This window comes from bacterium, assembly GCA_019695305.1.
Lineage (GTDB): Bacteria > UBA10199 > UBA10199 > UBA10199 > JAIBAG01 > JAIBAG01.
Window position 1 is genome coordinate 1 of record JAIBAG010000056.1, and the last position, 4,054, is coordinate 4,054.

At 41.4% G+C, this 4,054-nt stretch carries 3 protein-coding genes; all 3 read left to right on the forward strand.

Annotated elements, in window-relative coordinates; all coding sequences use genetic code 11:
- The first annotated feature begins 209 nt into the window (after positions 1 to 209).
- The 3 genes from K1X76_12970 (at position 210) to purH (ending at position 3,790) form a co-directional block, all read left to right on the forward strand.
- The gene (locus K1X76_12970; protein ID MBX7149974.1) at positions 210 to 629 is read left to right on the forward strand and encodes a hypothetical protein; all 420 of its coding nucleotides are present in this window, start codon (positions 210 to 212) and stop codon (positions 627 to 629) included.
- Positions 630 to 925: 296 nt separating this feature from the next.
- Positions 926 to 2,221, forward strand: coding sequence for an MlaD family protein (locus K1X76_12975; GenBank protein MBX7149975.1), 1,296 nt, complete (start codon positions 926 to 928; stop codon positions 2,219 to 2,221).
- Positions 2,222 to 2,227: 6 nt separating this feature from the next.
- Positions 2,228 to 3,790, forward strand: a complete 1,563-nt coding sequence (purH, locus tag K1X76_12980; protein ID MBX7149976.1) for a bifunctional phosphoribosylaminoimidazolecarboxamide formyltransferase/IMP cyclohydrolase — start codon at positions 2,228 to 2,230, stop codon at positions 3,788 to 3,790.
- Positions 3,791 to 4,054 lie beyond the last annotated feature (264 nt).

Sequence of the window (4,054 nt, forward strand, 5' to 3'; positions counted from 1 at the left end):
AAATCGCAAAAATTAGTTTCATAGGGGGTTTTCTTGTTTATCAAAATTAAATTCCTGTTTTTCCGGAGCATCATTTTTTTTACATGGTTTCTTATGGCTTTATTAAAGTCAAATAAATAACTTATTGAAACTATTAATTTTTTTTTATGCTGAGGATGGCTGGTTTGGCATGGGGTTTGAATTAGTAAGGAGTGAGGGAGTAGTTTTTTATGAAACAATGGCTTTTAGCACTGCTGCTTTTATTATCGCCTGTAGGCATGGCCGCCGAAATGGCCCAGGATGATGTGGATGTAGATAGTCTTACTCCTGGTTCTAATGAATGTGGCAATTTAAAAGAACAGATCGATATTTTTGCAGGGCTTGCCGATACTGTAAAAGGGGATCTTAAAAAAGTGAAAGATCCCATGCTGTGCGAAAGCATGGCCACTCAATGCGAAGATTTTAACGTTAAAACAAAATCCTACCAGAAACTCTATAAACAACACTGCGACGATACCTACGAAATTGTAAAACTTGAAAAATGTGATTACGCCGAAACGCCGTGTACAAAACCGGTAATGGATACGCCGTCGCCTTTTGAAGGTTTGCACGCCAGTGTGGATGAAGAGAAGAACAAGATAACCTGGTAAAGTTTTTTCCACCCCAACAGTAGAGGGGGTTCGAAATGTTTTCGGACCCCCTTTACACTTTAAAACTCCCTAAAATAAGTAATTACGATATTCATTTTGAAAGAATTAATTTCAAACTTGGGAATAACCCTCTCCTGGCCTCCCCCTTACTTTAAGGGGGAGGGACGTTCTCACAAAGTTTTGTAATCAAGTCCTCCTCCCTTAAAGTAAGGGAGGAGACAGAGGTGGGTTACTCTTCTCTAATTCTCATCTTTTCTTCTTGCCACTTACCTTTTATACCAGTAGAACTTTTGCCCATGACCTTTAAAATGACGCCTCAGGTGCGCTTGGGTTTTTTTGTTTTTGCCACGCTTTTGGTTTTGGCCTATGTCACGCTCCGCGTATCGAGCACTTCACTTTCTCCGGGCGGATCTTATACTTTATACCTTAATGTTAACGAAGCTACCGGTATTACCAAAAAAACACCGGTTCTTGTATCGGGTATTCAGGTGGGTTGGGTGAGTGATATTAGTTTATCAAATACCAATCAGGCCCAGTTAGAACTTAAAATTAAAAACTCGGTTAAAATTTCTAAAAACGTGGAAGCTCGCATTAAAACCATTGGGTTTTTAGGTGATACCTATGTTGAATTATTTCAACGAGGTGCTGTAGCCCAAGGTGATGAGTTGAAAGAAGATTCGCTTATTGCTACCGCCAGTAATTCTGGTGATATGAACTCCATTATGGGGCAGGTGGGTGCAGTAGCCGAAGATGTTAAAGCCATTACCGCTGTATTACGCGAGATTACGGTAAAAAATCAGCAAAATCTTAATTCTATTATTGAAAACATGAAAGCGTTAGCCGAAAACATGAATCTGATGGTGGCGCGCAATATGAGTAATGTTGACGGGACACTAGATAACCTGAATGTTGTTACTGCAAAAATGCGTAACGGGGAAGGGACTGTTGGCAAACTTCTTAATGATGATGAAACTGCCAATAAAATTAACGAATCGCTTGATAATTTAAATGGTCTTTTGGGTGGTGCTAATAAGTTGCGTGTTGATTTAGGTTACCATACCGAATATTTGGGGAATACAGCACAGTTTAAAAATTATGTGTCGCTGGCGTTAAAACCAAAGCCCGACAAATATTTTTTGTTTGAATTTGTAGACGATCCGGCTCCCGACTCTAAGCATTCTACCGTTACCTCCACCATTACCTCGGGTGGCACTACCAGCGTGGTTACCGAAGAAAAAGAAAAAGTAGATAACGATTCGTTTTTAGTGTCGGCACAGTTGGCTAAAAAGTTTTACGATTTCACTTTGCGTGGTGGGCTTATTGAATCGAGCGGCGGTGTGGGCGTAGATTATGATTATGGCCCCGTAGGAATGAAATTTTCGGCCTTTGATCTTGAAACGAAACACGGTGAAAAGCCTCACTTAAAAGCAATGGGAACAGTCAATGTTACCAAAAGCGTGTATTTGCTGGGTGGTATGGATGATTTTCTAAATAAAAAGCAGGATCCAGACTGGTTTATGGGTGCGGGTGTTAATATTACCGATGACGATATCAAATCGCTCTTTGGTTTAATGAGCTTGAAAGGGAATTAGAAGATTATGCCTAAAATTGAACGTGCTATTGTGAGTGTTACCGACAAAACCGGTGTGGTAGATTTTTGTAAGGTGCTGGCCAAACACAATGTTGAAATTCTCTCCACCGGTGGCACTGCCAAGGTGTTACGCGAAGCGGGATTAAAAGTAATTGATGTATCTGATTACACCGGAAGCCCCGAAGTGATGGATGGCCGTTTAAAAACCATCCACCCCATGATTGAAGGCGGTATGTTGGGAATCCGTTCCAATCCCTCTCACGTGGCCGATATGAAACGTTTGGGCATTAAAAATATCGACATGGTGATTGTTAATTTATACGCGTTTGAAAAAACGGTAGCCGATCCCAAGTGCAGCCTAGACCACGCTATAGAAAATATCGATATCGGCGGCCCTACCATGTTGCGTGCTGCTGCAAAAAATCATCAGGATGTAACCGTAGTGGTGGATAGTGGCGATTATATTTGTTTAGCCGAAGAGCTTGATAAAAATAACGGTGTTATTTCTACCGACACCAATTTTAAACTGGCGGTAAAAGTGTTTCAAACAACAGCCGCTTACGATAGCGCCATCGCCGCTTATCTTACTCCTAAAATAGGAGGAGATGTTTTTCCCGATAAACTCACCCTGCAATTTGAAAAACTGCAGGATTTACGCTACGGCGAAAACCCGCATCAAAAAGCCTGTGCGTATCGCGATGTGCAGGCTTCCAAGGGCGCTCTCACAAAAGCCAGGCAATTACAGGGGAAAGAACTTTCGTTTAATAATTTTATTGATCTTGAAGCCGCTCTTGCGTGTGTGCGCGAATTTACGAAGCCCGCTTGCGTTATTATTAAGCATACAAACCCTTGCGGGGCAGCTGTTGGTAAAAATATCAGCGATGCGTTCATCCGTGCCAAAGCTTCCGACCCTGTTTCCGCTTTTGGTGGAATTATCGGCTTAAACCGTGAAGTAGACGAAGACACCGCTAAAGCTATTGGTGAAACTTTTTTTGAATGCATTATTGCTCCGTCTTTTTCAAATGCAGCCATGCAGATTTTAGGCGCTAAAAAAAATCTGCGCCTTATGACTTTAGATGGATTTAACGAAAAGCCGGCAGGCCTTGATATCAAACGTATTGATGGTGGCATTTTGGTGCAGGATAAAGACACGCATATTACCGATATTGGGTCGTGCAAAGTGGTAACTAAAAAAGAACCCACTCAGACTGATAAAGACGAGCTTGATTTTGCCTGGAAGGTTGTAAAACACATTAAATCAAACGCTATTCTCTTTACAAAAAACGAACAAATCATTGGCATGGGTGCCGGCCAAACTAGCCGTGTAGACTCAGTTAAAATTGCCATCATGAAAGCCAAAGCCAATGGGCACGAAGCTAATTTAAAAGGTGCTGTTGTGGCTTCCGATGCATTTTTTCCGTTCCGTGATGGTTTAGACGAAACAGCGCGCGCCGGTATTACAGCGGCTATTCAGCCTGGTGGATCGGTAAAAGATGAAGAAGTGATTAACGCCGCCAACGAACACGGCATGGTGATGCTGTTTACGGGCAATCGCCACTTTAAACATTAACATCGTTGTCATTCCCGCGGAAGCGGGGAACCATCTTTAAACGTATTTTTATATTTTGGATAATTTCTTATCCTATATTTTGTCCATTTAACGCGCTGCTTCTCAACTATTTTTTGTTATTTCTATAATTCATTTGTGTTCATAATAAACATTCAATACACAACAAGCAAAGGGGGAGTTAGGAGATAGCATGCGTCATTTATGGATTTTGTTTCTCGCTTTTCTTTTCCCCAATCTTCTTTTTGCTTCACCTCTTATTTATTC